The sequence below is a fragment of the Bacillus sp. LM 4-2 genome (genome assembly GCF_000978495.1).
Classification (GTDB): Bacteria; Bacillota; Bacilli; order Bacillales; family Bacillaceae; genus Bacillus; species Bacillus subtilis.
In genome coordinates, this window is sequence record NZ_CP011101.1 from 505073 (window position 1) to 520967 (window position 15895).

At 43.9% G+C, this 15895-nt stretch carries 24 protein-coding genes; 22 read left to right on the plus strand and 2 right to left on the minus strand.

The genetic code is table 11. The annotated features are described in order from the left end of the window. Positions 1-150 precede the first annotated feature (150 nt). Together bslm_RS02515 and bslm_RS02520 are read left to right on the plus strand one after the other, a co-directional pair. Complete coding sequence (locus tag bslm_RS02515) at positions 151-630, plus strand: PH domain-containing protein (RefSeq protein WP_003234318.1); 480 nt, start codon at positions 151-153, stop codon at positions 628-630. Further along, a complete protein-coding gene (locus bslm_RS02520) occupies positions 620-2101 on the plus strand; it encodes a PH domain-containing protein (RefSeq protein ID WP_017697005.1) in 1482 nt (493 codons plus the stop codon). Before bslm_RS02515 ends, bslm_RS02520 begins: the two co-directional genes overlap by 11 nt. Before the next feature lie 196 nt (positions 2102-2297). Here the strand turns inward: bslm_RS02520 and bslm_RS02525 are convergent, their stop codons facing one another. Beyond that, the gene (locus tag bslm_RS02525) at positions 2298-2897 is read right to left on the minus strand and encodes a rhomboid family intramembrane serine protease (protein ID WP_032722928.1); all 600 of its coding nucleotides are present in this window, start codon (positions 2895-2897) and stop codon (positions 2298-2300) included. Between the two features lie 94 nt (positions 2898-2991). Between bslm_RS02525 and acpS the strand changes: the two genes are divergently transcribed. From acpS to bslm_RS02605, 19 genes are all read left to right on the plus strand, one after another. Further along, entirely contained in the window at positions 2992-3357 is a 366-nt protein-coding gene (acpS, locus tag bslm_RS02530; protein WP_015252768.1) for a holo-ACP synthase, read from the plus strand. Positions 3358-3522: 165 nt separating this feature from the next. Further along, entirely contained in the window at positions 3523-4539 is a 1017-nt protein-coding gene (locus bslm_RS02535) for a LolA family protein (protein ID WP_003234282.1), read from the plus strand. A 114-nt stretch (positions 4540-4653) separates the two neighbouring features. Then, the gene (gene alr / locus bslm_RS02540; protein WP_015252766.1) at positions 4654-5823 is read left to right on the plus strand and encodes an alanine racemase; all 1170 of its coding nucleotides are present in this window, start codon (positions 4654-4656) and stop codon (positions 5821-5823) included. A 115-nt stretch (positions 5824-5938) separates the two neighbouring features. Continuing rightward, a complete protein-coding gene (gene endB / locus bslm_RS02545; protein ID WP_003225183.1) occupies positions 5939-6220 on the plus strand; it encodes a type II toxin-antitoxin system antitoxin EndoAI in 282 nt (93 codons plus the stop codon). 4 nt (positions 6221-6224) lie between these two features. After that, positions 6225-6575 (plus strand): type II toxin-antitoxin system endoribonuclease NdoA, encoded by a 351-nt coding sequence (gene ndoA, locus bslm_RS02550; protein ID WP_003156187.1) that lies wholly within the window; start codon positions 6225-6227, stop codon positions 6573-6575. 114 nt (positions 6576-6689) lie between these two features. Beyond that, positions 6690-7514: an RsbT co-antagonist protein RsbRA gene (rsbRA, locus tag bslm_RS02555; RefSeq protein ID WP_080320324.1), complete on the plus strand. Its 825-nt coding sequence runs from the start codon at positions 6690-6692 to the stop codon at positions 7512-7514. A gap of 4 nt (positions 7515-7518) precedes the next feature. Then, complete coding sequence (rsbS, locus tag bslm_RS02560; protein WP_003225190.1) at positions 7519-7884, plus strand: RsbT antagonist protein RsbS; 366 nt, start codon at positions 7519-7521, stop codon at positions 7882-7884. Positions 7885-7887: 3 nt separating this feature from the next. Then, positions 7888-8289 (plus strand): serine/threonine-protein kinase RsbT, encoded by a 402-nt coding sequence (rsbT, locus tag bslm_RS02565; protein WP_003246640.1) that lies wholly within the window; start codon positions 7888-7890, stop codon positions 8287-8289. An 11-nt stretch (positions 8290-8300) separates the two neighbouring features. Continuing rightward, positions 8301-9308: a phosphoserine phosphatase RsbU gene (rsbU, locus tag bslm_RS02570; RefSeq protein WP_003234295.1), complete on the plus strand. Its 1008-nt coding sequence runs from the start codon at positions 8301-8303 to the stop codon at positions 9306-9308. A gap of 61 nt (positions 9309-9369) precedes the next feature. Further along, positions 9370-9699 (plus strand): anti-sigma factor antagonist RsbV, encoded by a 330-nt coding sequence (rsbV, locus tag bslm_RS02575; protein ID WP_003234298.1) that lies wholly within the window; start codon positions 9370-9372, stop codon positions 9697-9699. After that, complete coding sequence (gene rsbW / locus bslm_RS02580) at positions 9696-10178, plus strand: anti-sigma B factor RsbW (protein WP_003234299.1); 483 nt, start codon at positions 9696-9698, stop codon at positions 10176-10178. Before rsbV ends, rsbW begins: the two co-directional genes overlap by 4 nt. Next, the gene (sigB, locus tag bslm_RS02585) at positions 10144-10932 is read left to right on the plus strand and encodes an RNA polymerase sigma factor SigB (protein ID WP_003246715.1); all 789 of its coding nucleotides are present in this window, start codon (positions 10144-10146) and stop codon (positions 10930-10932) included. Before rsbW ends, sigB begins: the two co-directional genes overlap by 35 nt. Then, complete coding sequence (rsbX, locus tag bslm_RS02590; protein ID WP_003246608.1) at positions 10932-11531, plus strand: phosphoserine phosphatase RsbX; 600 nt, start codon at positions 10932-10934, stop codon at positions 11529-11531. The genes sigB and rsbX overlap by 1 nt, the downstream gene beginning before the upstream one ends. Positions 11532-11644: 113 nt before the next feature. Then, positions 11645-11761, plus strand: coding sequence for a hypothetical protein (locus bslm_RS21230; protein WP_128422098.1), 117 nt, complete (start codon positions 11645-11647; stop codon positions 11759-11761). Continuing rightward, positions 11722-11883 carry a hypothetical protein gene (locus bslm_RS21600; RefSeq protein ID WP_003246653.1) on the plus strand — a complete coding sequence of 54 codons (162 nt, stop codon included), beginning with the start codon at positions 11722-11724 and terminating at the stop codon, positions 11881-11883. The genes bslm_RS21230 and bslm_RS21600 overlap by 40 nt, the downstream gene beginning before the upstream one ends. Next, entirely contained in the window at positions 11834-12070 is a 237-nt protein-coding gene (locus bslm_RS20355) for a hypothetical protein (RefSeq protein WP_147797771.1), read from the plus strand. Before bslm_RS21600 ends, bslm_RS20355 begins: the two co-directional genes overlap by 50 nt. Continuing rightward, entirely contained in the window at positions 12067-12507 is a 441-nt protein-coding gene (locus tag bslm_RS02595) for an EVE domain-containing protein (RefSeq protein WP_003246529.1), read from the plus strand. The genes bslm_RS20355 and bslm_RS02595 overlap by 4 nt, the downstream gene beginning before the upstream one ends. Beyond that, a complete protein-coding gene (locus tag bslm_RS02600; protein ID WP_003246643.1) occupies positions 12491-12934 on the plus strand; it encodes a MarR family winged helix-turn-helix transcriptional regulator in 444 nt (147 codons plus the stop codon). The genes bslm_RS02595 and bslm_RS02600 overlap by 17 nt, the downstream gene beginning before the upstream one ends. A gap of 93 nt (positions 12935-13027) precedes the next feature. Then, positions 13028-15187: a Tex family protein gene (locus bslm_RS02605; RefSeq protein WP_003246556.1), complete on the plus strand. Its 2160-nt coding sequence runs from the start codon at positions 13028-13030 to the stop codon at positions 15185-15187. Positions 15188-15196: 9 nt separating this feature from the next. Here bslm_RS02605 and cmpA read toward each other — a convergent pair whose 3' ends face one another. Continuing rightward, positions 15197-15310, minus strand: a complete 114-nt coding sequence (gene cmpA, locus bslm_RS21235) for a cortex morphogenetic protein CmpA (protein ID WP_003225207.1) — start codon at positions 15308-15310, stop codon at positions 15197-15199. 103 nt (positions 15311-15413) lie between these two features. On the opposite strand from cmpA, the gene bslm_RS02610 reads away from it, so the two are divergent. Further along, positions 15414-15866: a SprT family protein gene (locus bslm_RS02610; RefSeq protein WP_003246525.1), complete on the plus strand. Its 453-nt coding sequence runs from the start codon at positions 15414-15416 to the stop codon at positions 15864-15866. Positions 15867-15895 lie beyond the last annotated feature (29 nt).

Sequence of the window (15895 nt, forward strand, 5' to 3'; positions counted from 1 at the left end):
ACATGATGTTTTGGGCTTTTTTATGTTCGCGATTTGTTATTCAGCAAATTTTCAGCTGACGGAAGCCATTTTTCTCTGTATGCTTAAGAATGAAACCTTTCTGTAAAAGAGACGTATAAATAACGACGAAAAAAAGGGAGGTAGGTATTTTTGAGAGAGCAGCCAAAAAACCAAATCAGTCCAGACGGATTAAAGGTTTGGCGACTTCAAGAGATCATCATATCCGCTGTTTGCTTACTTATTGTCATTGCAGTTGCAGTGTTAAGCTATTATTTTCATTGGCCGTACTGGATCAGCGGCGTGCTCGGCGCGGTTTGGCTGTTGGGATCGATTGTGACGGTCTTTATCATTCCGAAGGTCCGTCATAAGGTGTGGCGATATGAAGTCCATGAACATGAAATAGATATTCAGTCAGGTATTTTTGTGGTGACACGTGTGATTGTTCCGATGGTCAGAGTTCAGCACGTCGATACGTCACAAGGGCCATTATTAAAAAAATACAACCTGGCAACGGTGAAAATTTCCACGGCCGCGACCGTTCATTCGATCCCCGCTTTAGAGATGGAGGAAGCGGATCGGCTGAGAGACTCCATTTCCCGTCTGGCGAGGGTGACTGATGATGATGTCTGAACCGAAACGCCTGCACCCGGCAGCAGTCATTTTGAATTTATGCCATACCATTATTCAAACGATAAAAAATATCATTCTGCCATTCTTTTTTGTGTATATTGTCAATTCAAACCATACTGTCCGTTTTTACGGAGCCATTGCGCTCGGTGTGCTATTCATCTGGCTTGTAGCGGCAAGCATTATCAAATGGAGAAGGTTTACCTATCGAATTGAAGATGATGAATTTAGAATCGAAGAAGGCTTATTTGTTACGAAAAAGCGATACATATCGATTGATCGGATTCAAACGATGAATACGAGCGCGGGCCTTGTCCAGCAAATCTTTAAGCTTGTGAAGCTGCAAATTGAAACAGCAGGCGGAGGCAAGGAGGCAGAAGCCGTTCTTTCTGCTATTTCTGTTGAAGAAGCCGAACGCATCAAAGAAGCTGTCTTTAAGAAAAAAGCGCAAAGACGAGAAAATGAACTTGATGAAGAACGGCTTGAAGCTGAAGAGGAGTTGGTTCCGGCCGTTGAGGTGCAAGAGCACTATCGCATGAACGCGAAAGAATTGCTCATGGCCGCTTCTACCTCCGGCGGAATCGGAGTCATTATCTCCGCTGTATTTGCACTTATTTCCCAGCTTGATGAAGTGCTGCCAATGGATTGGTTATTTGATAAATTTTCCTTCCTTCAGCACGCCAGTATTGGTATTTACGCGGTACTCATTTTTATCGGTTTATTTATCGCCTGGATTTTCAGCATCGCGGGCATGATGTTTAGATACGCGAACTTTCAAATCATAAAAAAAGAGCAGGAACTGGTGATTTCAAGGGGAATTATTGAAAAACATCAAGTCACGATTCCGTTGCGAAAAATACAAGCCATTAAAATCAAAGAAAATATCATTCGCCAGCTTTTCGGCTTTGTAACGGTGTCCATCGTCAGCGCAGGAGGCGGCGACCGGGAAAAAGAAGAAGGCGCTTTGACCATTCTCTTTCCAATGATTCATAAAAAAAAGCTTCCGCACATGCTCCGAACATTTACGCCGGAATATACGCTGGAAGAAAACTGCCGCCGCCTGCCGCGGCGCGCGTTGAAACGCTATTTGTTCCGTTCTGTCATTTTTTCACTCTTTTTGATCATCCCGTTATGTATCTTCTTTCAGCCATGGGGCTATCTGTCAGCCATCCTGTTGCCGATAGAGTTGCTCTTCGGCTATCTCGCGTATAAAGAGGCTGCATGGACGATCAACGGGGACCGTCTTCAGCTGACGTCTAGATTTATAGGCAGAACAACCGCCATTGTACTGAAAAAACGAATGCAGGTCTGCAAGTTCAGCCAATCCTATTTCCAAAAGAAAGGCCGCTTGTATACCATTTCTACTTCGGTGAAATCATCGAGCCATATGGAAGAATTAACGGTGAGGGATGTAGGTGAAGAGGATGCAGCCTTCATTTTAAACTGGTACTCATATGAAAAAGCGGACGGTTAATACCGCCGCTCCAGCGTGTCGACAAACCCTCGCATTCGTTGTCAGGACTGCGCTTCGGTGCTCACGAATTAGAACATTCGCTCCGCTCCTATGCTCGTCCTTCCTAGACTTCAAGGGTTTTCAATCACGCTGAAAAGATGACAAAATCCTAAAATGAAAACCATTTTAGGATTTTGTCAACAATCTGAAGCGACGGTTAATACCGCCGCTCTTTTTTTTGCACGAATAAAAACGAAAGAAGAAGCCCGCCGCATAGTCCAAACAGATGGGCCATCATGTTAATATTGGAGTTGATAAACGACATGAGAACGGCAAATGCGAGCAGTGTGATGATCATTTTGGAATGCTCCTGCCCTATTAGTTCATTGCGAAAAAGAACCATAAACAGGTACACGCCGAATAGCCCGAAAATTGCGCCTGAAGCACCGACATGCACGTAATCAAGCGGCTCTGTAACATAAGTGCCGATATTGCCGATGATGCCGGAGCCGGCGTATACAAGAAGAAAACGCGCTTTTCCCAGCATGCGTTCCAAAGCCGGGGCAAATAAAAAGATGGACATGGAATTAAACAGCAGATGTGTGAAACCGGCGTGCAGCAAAATCGGTGTGATCAGCCGCCACCATTCACCGTTTGCGACACCTAGATTATAGCCTGTGACGGTATCCCTCCATAACACGACTGAATGGGCAGGAAGTGAAAAAAACAGCCAGAGAACAGCTTGCAAAGCCAATATAAAGGTGACAACGGGGTAAAGCCTGATAAACGTTTGAAAATTTTCAGTCCGTATAAACATTCCGAGCCCCTTTTCTTCATTTTGGTATATCTATAGTAACACGTTTATGAGACAAACCATTTAAATAGTACGTAGGCAAAGGAGGTTATCATACATGATTTACGGCATTGGGCTGGACATTACCGAGCTTAAACGCATCGCCTCTATGGCTGGGCGCCAGAAAAGGTTTGCCGAGCGGATTTTGACGCGAAGCGAGCTTGACCAATACTATGAGCTTTCAGAGAAAAGAAAAATCGAATTTCTCGCGGGCAGATTCGCGGCAAAAGAAGCTTTCTCGAAAGCATTTGGCACCGGCATTGGGAGGCAGCTCAGCTTTCAGGACATTGAAATTAGGAAAGACCAAAATGGCAAGCCCTATATCATTTGCACGAAACTGAGCCAAGCCGCCGTTCACGTATCGATCACTCATACAAAAGAATACGCTGCCGCGCAGGTTGTGATTGAAAGGTTGTCAAGCTAGTCTGCATATTAGGGAAACCCCACTCATATATTTGATAGTGCATTAAGGGAGACAAGTTGTTTGAGGCTTTTATGGTACGCATCTGTTCTGCCTAAACGTGTACCGAGCGTACCGTTAAAGTCAAACAAGCGATTTCTTCCTTTTACATCAATTGAGAAAAAGGGGTTGAAAAAGGTGAGAAAAAGCTTTGTTTTGCTTTTAACGGGACTGCTTGCTGTTCTTATTCTTTCTGCCTGCGGGCAAAAAACACAGCAAGATATTGTGGCCGGGTTAGATGAAAAGGCGAAAGAATACACCTCGTACAAAGCAAAAGCGAAAATGACCATCGAGACAGGGAGTGAGCCTCAAGTATACAATGTGGAAATCTGGCACAAAAAGCCGTCTCTGTACAGGGTTTATTTAGAAAATCCGAAAAAGGACCAAAACCAAGTCATTTTACGAAATGAAAACGGAGTATTCGTTCTCACGCCGTCTTTAAATAAGAGCTTCAGATTTCAAAGCGATTGGCCGAACAACAGCAGCCAGGTTTATCTGTTTGAATCGCTCGTAAAGGATGTTCAAAACGATTCGGATGCAGTTTTCACAGCGAAAGAAAAGAAATACGTATTCGAAACAAAAACAAATTATCAGCATAACAAAATGCTGCCCACGCAAGAAATCACATTTAACAAAAAAGATATGAGCCCGTCATCTGTCAAAGTGATGGATACTGACCGGAAAGTGATGGTCAAAGTAGAATTCAGCAGCTTTGAATTTAATAAACAATTTGATAAAGAATCATTTGACGAAAAGAAAAATATGACCCTTTCTCAAATGGATGTTGCCACAAGCGCAAAGCCTTCCGATACATTCGCGGTCAAAACGCCGCTGGAACTGCCGCTTGGCGTCAAGCTGCTTGAAGAAAAAGATATATCTACTGAAGACGGGAAGCGCATCATCATGACGTACGGAGGAGAAAAATCATTTACGTTAATTCAGGAAAAAGCCCAGATTGCGAAGGCTTCCTCCTCCGTTACGCTGAACGGCGAACCGGTAAATCTCGGCTACACCATCGGCGCCCTGTCGGATGCATCATTATCATGGACATATGACGGCGTAGATTACCTTCTCTCTTCTAAAGATCTTTCTAAAGAGGAAATGGTGACAGTAGCGAAAAGCATGCAGGGACAATCATCGAAATAACCGCCAAAGGCCAAACATGATTTGGCCTTTTTTTCGTTAGACATCGTTTCCCTTTAGCCTTTAATTTTAGTATGATATGTAAATGATATTGAATAAAAGCTAGGAAGTGTCGTAATGAGCACAAAACCTTTTTACAGAGATACGTGGGCGGAAATTGACTTGTCCGCAATAAAGGAAAATGTCAGCAATATGAAAAAACATATCGGTGAACATGTCCACCTGATGGCAGTTGTGAAAGCAAACGCCTACGGGCATGGTGATGCAGAAACAGCAAAGGCTGCTCTTGACGCAGGTGCCTCATGCCTGGCCGTGGCCATTTTGGATGAAGCGATTTCACTGCGCAAAAAGGGATTGAAGGCGCCTATATTGGTGCTTGGCGCGGTTCCCCCAGAGTATGTGGCAATCGCTGCTGAGTATGACGTGACCTTAACAGGTTATTCTGTTGAATGGCTTCAGGAGGCAGCCCGCCACACGAAAAAAGGTTCTCTTCATTTTCATCTGAAGGTCGATACGGGGATGAACAGGCTTGGTGTAAAAACAGAGGAAGAAGTTCAGAACGTGATGGCCATTCTTGACCGCAACCCTCGTTTAAAGTGCAAAGGGGTATTTACCCATTTTGCGACAGCGGATGAAAAAGAAAGAGGCTATTTCTTAATGCAGTTTGAGCGCTTTAAAGAGCTGATTGCTCCGCTGCCGTTAAAGAATCTGATGGTCCACTGCGCGAACAGCGCCGCCGGTCTCCGGCTGAAAAAAGGCTTTTTTAATGCAGTCAGATTCGGCATCGGCATGTATGGCCTTCGCCCGTCTGCTGACATTTCGGACGAGATACCGTTTCAGCTGCGTCCGGCATTTACCCTGCATTCGACGCTGTCACATGTCAAACTGATCAGAAAAGGCGAGAGCGTCAGCTACGGAGCCGAGTACACAGCAGAAAAAGACACATGGATCGGGACGGTGCCTGTAGGCTATGCGGACGGCTGGCTCCGAAAATTGAAAGGGACTGACATCCTTGTGAAGGGAAAACGCTTGAAAATTGCCGGCCGAATTTGCATGGACCAATTTATGGTGGAGCTGGATCAGGAATATCCGCCGGGCACAAAAGTTACATTAATAGGCCGGCAGGGGGATGAATATATTTCCATGGATGAGATTGCAGGAAGGCTCGAAACCATTAACTACGAAGTGGCCTGTACAATAAGTTCCCGTGTTCCCCGTATGTTTTTGGAAAATGGGAGTATAATGGAAGTAAGAAATCCTTTATTGCAGGTAAATACAAGCAATTAACTTACCTAAATGGAGAATTCATAAAACAGCTTTGCTTGAAGAGTGAATAATGGTATCATTATCACTGGATGGATAAAAGAGTCGTATCCGTAAGTTTGGTGGAGGTGTATGTTTTTTGTCTGAATCCAGCGCAAGAACCGAAATGAAAATCAGCTTGCCCGAAAACCTAGTAGCTGAATTGGATGGTGTAGCGATGCGGGAGAAACGAAGCAGAAACGAACTGATATCACAAGCAGTGAGAGCGTATGTCAGCGAACGAACAACTCGTCACAACCGTGATTTGATGAGACGCGGCTATATGGAAATGGCGAAAATCAACCTGAATATTTCTTCTGAGGCTCACTTTGCGGAGTGCGAGGCTGAAACGACAGTTGAGCGCTTAGTCAGCGGAGGATAATCATTTGATTGTGAAACGCGGCGATGTTTATTTTGCTGATTTATCTCCTGTTGTTGGCTCAGAGCAAGGCGGGGTGCGCCCGGTTTTAGTGATCCAAAATGACATCGGAAATCGCTTCAGCCCAACTGCTATTGTTGCAGCCATAACAGCACAAATACAGAAAGCGAAATTACCAACCCACGTCGAAATCGATGCAAAACGCTACGGTTTTGAAAGAGATTCCGTTATTTTGCTGGAGCAAATTCGGACGATTGACAAGCAAAGGTTAACGGATAAGATTACTCATCTGGATGATGAAATGATGGATAAGGTTGATGAAGCCTTACAAATCAGTTTGGCACTCATTGATTTTTAGACATATTTGCAGGTTGCTCAAATAGAGCAACTTTTTTTGTTTTCAAAAAACATAAACGATATAATAGTGAAATAACGAAAAAATATGTTGTTTTTTATTGGGAGGTAAGCGAATTTGATGTCGAACCAGACTGTATACCAGTTCATTGCCGAAAATCAAAATGAACTGCTCCAACTGTGGACTGACACACTAAAAGAATTAAGCGAGCAAGAATCCTATCAGCTGACTGACCAAGTGTATGAAAATATAACTAAAGAATATATCGACATTCTGTTGCTGTCTGTTAAGGACGAAAATGCTGCTGAAAGCCAAATCAGCGAACTGGCGCTTCGAGCGGTCCAAATCGGACTGTCTATGAAGTTTTTGGCTACTGCGCTTGCTGAATTCTGGAAGCGTCTCTACACGAAAATGAATGATAAGAGATTGCCAGATCAAGAGAGCACGGAATTAATCTGGCAGATTGACCGCTTTTTCAGCCCGATTAACACAGAAATTTTTAATCAATACTCAATCTCATGGGAAAAAACAGTATCTCTGCAAAAAATCGCGCTGCAAGAGCTGTCTGCGCCGCTTATCCCGGTGTTTGAAAATATCACTGTGATGCCTCTTGTCGGAACAATTGATACCGAACGCGCGAAACGAATTATGGAAAACCTTCTTAATGGCGTCGTCAAACACCGTTCCCAAGTCGTGCTGATTGACATTACAGGTGTCCCTGTCGTCGATACGATGGTTGCCCATCATATTATTCAGGCATCAGAAGCTGTAAGGCTTGTCGGAGCAAAATGCCTGCTGGCCGGAATCCGCCCGGAAATTGCTCAAACCATCGTCAATTTGGGGATTGATTTATCCCAAGTTATAACTAAGAATACCCTGCAAAAAGGAATTCAAACAGCATTGGAAATGACGGATCGAAAAATCGTTTCATTGGGGGAATAACATTTTGAGACATCCGAAAATCCCGATCTTGAAACTGTATAATTGCTTATTAGTGTCCATTCAGTGGGAACTTGATGACCAAACAGCATTAACCTTTCAAGAAGACTTATTAAATAAAATATACGAAACAGGTGCTAACGGAGTCGTCATTGACCTGACATCTGTGGATATGATTGATTCATTTATCGCGAAAGTGCTGGGCGACGTCATTACAATGTCTAAGTTAATGGGGGCTAAAGTCGTCTTGACCGGCATTCAGCCTGCTGTGGCAGTGACGCTGATTGAACTTGGAATCGCACTTGAGGAAATCGAAACTGCGCTCGACTTAGAGCAGGGGCTTGAGACATTGAAGCGGGAATTGGGGGAATAGCGAATGAACGACCAATCCTGTGTAAGAATCATGACAGAATGGGATATTGTGGCCGCCAGACAGCTGGGACGAAACGTTGCGAAAGAACTGGGTTTCGGCACGGTAGACCAGGCTAGAATTACAACGGCTATTTCAGAATTAGCCAGGAATATTTATTTATATGCCGGCAAAGGGCAGATTGGAATTGAACAGGTCGCAGACAGAGGAAAAAAAGGCCTGAAAATCATAGCGGAAGACCAAGGGCCGGGAATTCCTGATATCCGAAAAGTCATGGAAGACGGGTTTTCAACGTCTGGAGGACTTGGTGCGGGACTTCCCGGGGTCAAAAGGCTGATGGATGAATTCAGCTTAAATTCCGTAGCGGGGGAAGGAACAGAGATACAAGCCATCAAATGGCTTCGGTAGGAGGTAAGAACGTGGATTTTAGGGAGGTTATTGAGCAGCGGTATCATCAGCTGCTTAGTCGATATATAGCCGAATTAACAGAAACATCTTTATATCAAGCCCAAAAATTCAGCCGAAAAACAATCGAGCACCAAATTCCTCCGGAAGAAATCATCAGCATTCACAGAAAAGTGCTGAAGGAGCTGTATCCAAGTCTCCCGGAAGATGTGTTTCATTCGCTGGATTTTTTAATAGAAGTCATGATTGGCTATGGAATGGCTTATCAGGAGCATCAAACCCTTAGAGGGATACAGCAGGAAATCAAATCAGAAATTGAAATCGCGGCAAATGTCCAGCAGACGCTTCTCGGAACTAAAGTTCCTCAGGAGGAAGCGCTGGATATCGGCGCCATCAGTGTTCCCGCTAAACAGATGAGCGGTGATTACTACCACTTTGTCAAAGACAAGGAATCCATCAATATCGCAATCGCGGACGTGATCGGAAAAGGCATTCCAGCGGCTTTATGCATGTCCATGATTAAATACGCAATGGACTCTTTGCCGGAAACGGGCATACACCCTTCTCAAGTGCTGAAAAATTTGAATCGTGTTGTTGAACAAAACGTTGATGCCAGTATGTTTATTACGATGTTTTATGCGAATTACAATATGGACAAGCATCAATTTACATATGCTTCAGCGGGACATGAACCGGGATTCTATTATTCTCAAAAAGACAACACGTTTTACGATTTAGAGGCCAAAGGACTCGTTCTCGGCATCTCGCAGGACTATGACTACAAACAATTCGATCAGCATCTGGAAAAGGGCGATATGATTGTTTTATTTTCTGACGGCGTCACAGAATGCAGAACGGAAAACGGTTTCTTGGAGCGTCCTGATCTGCAGAAGCTCATTGAGGAACATATGTGTTCCTCTGCGCAGGAAATGGTCAAAAACATTTATGACAGCCTCCTCAAATTGCAGGATTTTCAGCTTCACGATGATTTTACGTTAATTGTTTTGCGGAGAAAGGTTTAACGTCTGTCAGACGAGGGTATAAAGCAACTAGTGATTTGAAGGAAAATTTGAGGTGATACGAATGAATATAAATGTTGATGTGAAGCAAAACGAGAATGATATACAAGTAAACATTGCAGGAGAAATTGATGTATACTCAGCCCCGGTGCTTAGAGAGAAGCTCGTTCCTCTGGCAGAACAAGGAGCTGACTTAAGAATTTGCCTGAAAGATGTCAGCTACATGGACAGTACCGGATTGGGCGTTTTTGTAGGGACCTTTAAAATGGTGAAAAAACAAGGTGGTTCGCTGAAACTTGAAAATCTTTCTGAACGGCTGATCCGACTGTTTGACATTACAGGCTTGAAGGACATCATTGATATTTCTGCAAAGTCAGAAGGTGGAGTGCAATGAAGAATAATGCTGATTACATCGAAATGAAAGTGCCGGCCCAACCTGAATATGTGGGAATTATAAGACTGACGCTGTCAGGGGTCGCAAGCAGAATGGGCTATACGTACGATGAAATTGAAGACTTGAAAATCGCAGTCAGTGAGGCGTGCACAAATGCGGTTCAGCACGCTTACAAAGAAGATAAAAATGGGGAAGTGTCAATACGATTCGGTGTGTTTGAAGACCGTTTAGAGGTTATTGTGGCGGATGAAGGAGACAGCTTTGACTTTGATCAAAAGCAGCAGGATCTAGGGCCGTACACACCTTCGCACACAGTTGATCAATTATCAGAAGGAGGGCTCGGTCTATATTTAATGGAAACGCTCATGGATGAAGTCAGAGTGCAAAACCACTCCGGCGTCACCGTAGCGATGACAAAGTATTTAAATGGGGAGCGAGTTGATCATGACACAACCATCAAAAACTACGAAACTAACTAAAGATGAAGTCGATCGGCTCATAAGCGATTACCAAACAAAGCAAGATGAACAAGCGCAGGAAACGCTTGTGCGGGTGTACACAAATCTGGTTGACATGCTTGCGAAAAAATACTCAAAAGGCAAAAGCTTCCACGAGGATCTCCGCCAGGTCGGCATGATCGGGCTGCTAGGCGCGATTAAGCGATACGATCCTGTTGTCGGCAAATCGTTTGAAGCTTTTGCAATCCCGACAATCATCGGTGAAATTAAACGTTTCCTCAGAGATAAAACATGGAGCGTTCATGTGCCGAGACGAATTAAAGAACTGGGTCCAAGAATCAAAATGGCGGTTGATCAGCTGACCACTGAAACACAAAGATCGCCGAAAGTCGAAGAGATTGCCGAATTCCTCGATGTTTCTGAAGAAGAGGTTCTTGAAACGATGGAAATGGGCAAAAGCTATCAAGCCTTATCCGTTGACCACAGCATTGAAGCGGATTCGGACGGAAGCACTGTCACGATTCTTGATATCGTCGGATCACAGGAGGACGGATATGAGCGGGTCAACCAGCAATTGATGCTGCAAAGCGTGCTTCATGTCCTTTCAGACCGTGAGAAACAAATCATAGACCTTACGTATATTCAAAACAAAAGCCAAAAAGAAACTGGGGACATTCTCGGTATATCTCAAATGCACGTCTCGCGCTTGCAACGCAAAGCTGTGAAGAAGCTCAGAGAGGCCTTGATTGAAGATCCCTCGATGGAGTTAATGTAATGATCCAGGTTGAAGAAAACGAGCATATTCAAACTCTAGTATATCAACTGAATAAAGAAGGGAAATCGATTTGCGGTGACAGTTTTTTTATGAAAGCTGATGATAAGGAGTTAATTTGCGCGGTTGCTGACGGACTGGGAAGTGGATCACTTGCTAATGAATCCTCTGCAGCCATCAAAGACTTAGTGGAAAACTATGCGAGTGAAGACGTAGAAAGCATTATCGAACGCTGTAATCAGGCGATGAAAAACAAAAGAGGCGCTACAGCATCTATCCTGAAAATCAATTTTGAGCAAAGGCAGTTTACGTACTGCTCTGTCGGAAATGTACGGTTTATTCTGCATTCCCCGTCTGGTGAAAGCTTTTATCCTCTGCCGATTTCGGGCTATTTATCAGGCAAGCCGCAAAAATACAAAACGCACACCGCCACCTATGAAAAGGGTTCAAAGTTCATTATACATACAGATGGACTCAACGTACCTGATATCCGCTCCCATTTGAAAAAAGGCCAATCGGTAGAAGAAATATCGAATTCGCTGAAAATGTATACGACATCGAGAAAAGATGACCTGACCTATATTCTCGGACAGCTGTCCTAGAGAATAAGAACAAGAAGAAGCCGGAATGCCGGCTTCTTTTTTTTGCGGTTGACTATTAATAAGTGCGCTTATTATAATTAATAAGTGAACTTATCATTCTGGGAGCTTATGGGATGTGGAATTATGAATACACAGCGATAGCTGAAGTGGATGTGGGAAAACCTGGAACTGTTATCAGGAAACAGAAACAATGGATCAATGGGAGACGGGTATTGCATCAGATTCTTTGAAAGGACAATTTCAAAATGGAACGGAAGGAACATTGCTTCTGCAAGGAAAAACAATTCTCTTATGGCTTGAGCATGTGGAGAAACATCGGGCGTTTTCTGTCATGGTCAACATGCCCGCATAGCAATGTAATAATGGAGTTTTTTCACGTGCTTCAAAAGCAAAAAGAAGATTTGTGTATCACATATGGAATTGTATTAGAAGGCGCTGAAGCAAAAAAGTGGGGAGAAATCATTGGGACTGAACTGTCTAAAGACATGCCGACGGCTGTCAGCAGGCTTGTCCATCTTTACGGAGGAGTGATAAAATGAACACAAATTACTGGATCGGCGTTGTGTCAGAGCAGCATGTATTAAAAGGCGCTGCCGGCGGTTTTGCACAGCTGTGCCATGGAAAAAAAGCCCCGCTCGCCAAAATGAAAGAGGGAGATTGGCTGATTTATTATTCTCCGAGAGACGCATATCCAGACGGCAAACTGCTGAGAAGCTTTACTGCGATCGGCAAAGTAAAAAGCGGAAACATCTATCCGTATCAAATGGCTCCGAATTTTATTCCATACCGATTAGATATAGACTATTATCCATGCCATAAAATCGGTTTTTACGACATTAAATCAAAGCTTGAATTTGTTCAGGAAACCAAGCATCTTGGCTTTTTATTTCGCAGAGGACACTTTGAAATAAGCAAAAAAGATTTTTTGACAATAGCACAAGCGATGGGAGTTAACATAAGTGGAATGGCACTCTAAATTTAGCGGTCCGAACACAAGCCCTGGCTTTTTATTATGGCAGGCCACGCAAAGCTGGCAGCGGAAAGTAGGAAAAGCATTGGCTGAGTTTGACCTGACCCACGTTCAATTTGTTCTGCTGACCTCGTGCAAGTATATGATTGCTCACGGAGAAACCGTCACGCAAAAAAAACTTGCAAGCTTCAGCCAGACCAATATCATGATGGTTTCGGAGGTTGTGCGGACGCTTGAGAAAAAAGGATTTATCGAAAGAAGCAAAAATCCCCAGGATAAAAGAGAGGTCCTCCTGTCTCTTACAGAAATAGGAGGAGAAAAAGTAACAGCGGCTTTGCCAATTGTTGAGAAGATTGATCAAGCCTTCTTTGCAGCTGCGATGAAAAAAGAGAATTTTCTGAGCGGCTTACAGGAACTATTGAAACATGAGTAAAGATACGGGCAGCGCCAGCTGTCTTTTTTTATGTGTTTTTTTCGGTTTTTGATACACTAGAGAAAGAACGACAAAATTGGAGGCTTTGGTTACATGGAAACGTCAGCCCTTTTAAAACAGCAAATTGCGAAAGAAATAGGTTTATCACAAAAACATGTTGAAAGTGTCATCCGCCTGCTTGAGGACGGCAATACAGTCCCGTTTATTGCCCGGTATCGAAAAGAGCAGACGGGTTCAATGGATGAGGTTCAGATTCAGACGATTTCTGAACGCTGGCAATACATACAAAACCTGAATCAGCGAAAAGAAGAAGTCATCAGGCTGATTGCAGAGCAGGATAAACTGACAGATAATCTAAAACGTAAAATCGAGCAATCGGTGAAGCTTCAGGAAGTGGAAGACCTTTACCGCCCTTATAAACAAAAACGTAAAACAAAGGCGACAGTCGCCAAAAGCAAAGGCCTTGAGCCGCTTGCCGACTATATCCTGACACTTCCCCAAGATGATCATCTGGCAGCAACTGCAGACCAATACATCAGCGAAGAAAAAGAAGTGTTCACACGAGAAGAAGCGATTGAAGGCGCCAAGCACATTATTGCGGAACAAATCTCAGACGAGCCGACCTTCAGAAAGTGGATTCGCCAGGAAACCTTCAAAAGAGGAACCATTAAGTCTGCAGCCGGAAAGTCGGCAGACACCGATGAGAAAAATGTGTATGAAATGTATTACGAGTATGAAGAGCCAATTGCAAAAGTTGTTCCGCATAGGGTGCTGGCAATGAACCGCGGCGAAAAAGAAGACATTTTAAAGGTAGCGATCGAACCGCCTGCGGATCACATTAAGGCGTATTTAGAAAAACAAATCATCAAAAATCGCTCAACATCCGTAAGAGAGATTTTGCAGGAGACAATTGAAGACAGCTATAAAAGGCTGATCCAGCCGGCAATCGAGCGTGAAATCAGGAAAGAGCTCTCAGAAAAAGCTGATGAACAGGCGATTCATATTTTCTCAGAGAACTTGAGAAAGCTTCTTTTGCAGCCGCCGATGAAAGGCAAAACCGTTCTCGGTGTTGACCCAGCCTTTCGAACTGGCTGTAAGCTCGCTGTGTCAGATGAGACCGGAAAAGTCTTGAAAATTGATGTGATCTATCCGCATGCGCCAGTCAACAAAACAAAAGAAGCCCATGAAAAAGTGAAAAAGATTCTTGAGCAGTATCAAGTCGAGATGGTGGCGATCGGAAACGGCACAGCATCCAGAGAAACAGAGCAATTCATCGTCAATGTACTCAGAGACATGCCGCGCAAAATTTATTATGTGATCGTCAATGAAGCGGGAGCAAGCGTCTATTCGGCTTCAGAGCTTGCCAGAGAAGAATTCCCTGACCTTAAGGTTGAAGAGCGCAGTGCCGTATCTATTGCTCGGAGACTTCAAGACCCGCTCGCGGAGCTCGTTAAGATCGATCCGAAGTCTGTTGGTGTCGGACAGTATCAGCATGACGTCAGCCAAAAACGCTTAAATGAATCTCTGCGGTTTGTCGTCGAAACTGTCGTAAACCAGGTTGGAGTAAACGTCAACACAGCCTCCGCCGCGCTGCTTCAATATGTAGCTGGATTATCGAAGTCTGTAGCAGGCAACGTTGTCAAAAAACGTGAGGAAATCGGAAAGTTTTCAAATCGAAAAGAACTGAAGGACATCCCAAGGTTAGGTGCGAAAACCTATGAGCAATGTATCGGTTTCTTAAGAGTGCAGGAAGGGACAGAGCCTTTGGATAGAACAGGCATCCACCCGGAAAGCTATAAAGAAACAAAAGCACTTTTGAAAAAACTCGGACTTTCAACAGAACATATCGGCACGGCGGAATTGAAGGACAAAATCAATCAGCTGGCGCTCTCTGAAACGGCAAAAGAGCTGGGAATCGGCGAAATCACTCTGAAAGACATTTGTGAACAGCTGACAAGGCCGGAACGCGATCCACGCGATAAGGTGCCTAAGCCTTTGCTGAAAACAGACGTCCTTCAGCTGGAAGATTTGAAAGAGGGAATGGAACTGCAGGGCACCGTGCGCAATGTAGTGGACTTCGGAGCGTTTGTTGATATCGGAGTCAAACAAGACGGGCTTGTGCATATCTCAAAATTGAGCAATCAATTCGTCAAGCATCCTCTTGATGTCGTATCTGTCGGCGATATTGTGACAGTTTGGGTTGACGGCGTAGATGTACAAAAAGGCAGAGTATCGCTGTCTATGGTAAAATAAAAGCACTGCTTACGAGCAGTGTTTTTTCCTATAGAAATACCAGCATTGATTCAGCAGTTTAATTTGGTAATTATCTTTTTCAAGGAACGCTTTTTGCATCTGCTTTTTAAGCCAATTTGGCATAGGCTCATTCCTCCTCAGCTTTTATCATAAGAGGGACAGTGATTACCATATTGTATGCGAACGGTGAATTGTCCCGTTCAATGTTTTTTAAGTGAGGTGCACCATGGATAACAAAGAGCTTCAAAAGCTGACAGAGGATATTTCTGAAACATATTTTAAAAAGCCGTTCCGCCATCAGGCGCTTTTTAATGACCGGCTTAAAACCACTGGCGGCAGGTACCTGTTAACCTCCCATAACATTGAATTGAACAGAAAATATTTGATTGAACACGGCAGGGAGGAACTGATTGGCATCATCAAGCACGAGCTCTGCCATTATCATCTTCATCTTGAAGGAAAAGGGTACAAGCACAGAGACAGAGATTTTAGAATGCTATTGCAGCAGGTCAACGCGCCGAGGTTCTGTACACCCCTTAAGAAAAAAGCGGAAAACAAAAAAACTTATATGTATATCTGTACGACCTGCGGCCAACAGTATATAAAGAAGCGCGCCATGAACCCTGACAGATACAGATGCGGAAAATGCCGCGGAAAAATAAAAAGAATTTTTTCGTGAAAAAGGTTGACGAATATGGCAAGCCTATG